At 43.8% G+C, this 1,579-nt stretch carries 2 protein-coding genes; one reads left to right on the plus strand and one right to left on the minus strand.

What is annotated here, in order from left to right:
• Window positions 1-416, plus strand: a 416-nt coding sequence (locus tag F6K49_RS47585; protein WP_293109548.1) for a globin domain-containing protein, incomplete at its 5' end; no start/stop codon positions are given.
• A gap of 94 nt (window positions 417-510) precedes the next feature.
• Here the strand turns inward: F6K49_RS47585 and F6K49_RS47590 are convergent.
• Entirely contained in the window at window positions 511-1,242 is a 732-nt protein-coding gene (locus F6K49_RS47590; protein WP_366514340.1) for a Uma2 family endonuclease, read from the minus strand.
• Between the last annotated feature and the right edge of the window lie 337 nt (window positions 1,243-1,579).

A 1,579-nucleotide genomic window follows, 5' to 3' on the forward strand; every position in this document is an offset into this window, starting at 1 on the left:
TAGATATCATCAAGTCCACAGCCCCCCTCCTCAAAAAGCATGGTAAGCAAATTACTACTCGGATGTATGAAATCATGTTTCACAACCATCCAGAGGTAAAAGCACAGTTTGATATGTCAGCTCAAGCCAATGGTTCTCAACCAGCTAAGTTAGCGACAGCAGTCTATAGTTATGCTACCAAAATTGATAATATGGAGGCTTTAAAATCAATGGTTGAGGTGATTGCTCATCGTCATGTAAAAACCCATGTTAAACCAGAACAATATCCCATTGTGGGAGAGAGTTTACTACAAGCGATGAAGGATGTGTTGCATGAAGCGGCGACAGAGGAAGTGATAGCAGCTTGGACAGAAGCTTATCAGATATTAGCTGATATTTTTATTAACAGAGAACATCAAATTTATGAATCGTTATAGCAATCTGGGAGTAGGGAGTCGGGAACAGGGAACAGGGAACAGGGAACAGGGAACAGGGAATATGAGAACCGCTATATTGTTGTTTATATTGTTGTTAGTCTAAATTCCCAGCAGTCAAAACTTGATCAACGGTTAACATCAGCTCAGGAAATGTAGGTGATACCAACTGTTGATTTCCAGTCAACACTGTTTCCTGATATAACCCTTCCTCTAACACCAGCAGTGAAACCTTTTTCTTCGGGGGGTCAACAATCCAATATTCAATGATTCCCAAGGCAGCATACTCTGAACGTTTGTAACGATAATCTCGCTTAACAGAATCAGGACTCACCACCTCTACTGCTAATAATGGAGGAGTATCACATACTGCTGACTGATCTAGCAATGCCATTACCTGATCTTTGGTTACCACATAGACATCACTTAGCCGTGACTTGCGCCATCCTGTCCGAATTCCTGCTTCTTTAAAACACAGCCAAGGCAAACCCAAACGATTATTTTCTGCTTCCAATGCTTGTTCAATAAACTTAGCAATCAGCAGATGCCTAAAGGTTGGTGGATTCATGATTTCTAACCTCCCATCCACCAGTTCATAGCGGTTGTCGGTACCATCCTCATAGTTGAGGTATTCTTCAAAAGTGTATAATCCTTCTGTGGTTATAGTTGTCATGTTGAGCCATCCGGGAAAGTTTACCGTTGGTAATCTATAGCAAAGGGAACAGAAAGTAGGGAGTAGGGAGTAGGGAGTAGCGATGCAGTCTGCCAAAGGGGGTTTCCCCCACTCGCGCTTTGCATCAAGACGGGAGTAGGGAACAAAAATTATCACAATTCAATTAGGATCCCTATAGCAATCCTATCTGATTCGTGAAAGAAATGGGCTGCTTTAAGGCATTTGGCAGAAGGCACCCACCCCTAACCCCGACCAGGAGGGGAATGGCAGAAGGGACAGGAGTTGGAGCTAGTTTTTAATAAGTCCAGTGATTTTACAAGCGATGCAGAGGTGCGACCCGTGGCGAATTTAATTCGCCTACGGAAAGCGCACCGGGAGGGGTAATGATGTCAAAGTCCCCCAGAATTGGGGGATATACCGGTTTCTATCCTAATGAGGTACACAGGATTTTTTCCCTGTTCCCTGTTCCCTGTTCCCTGTTCCCTCTTCTCTG

The organism is Moorena sp. SIO3I6, from assembly GCF_010672095.1.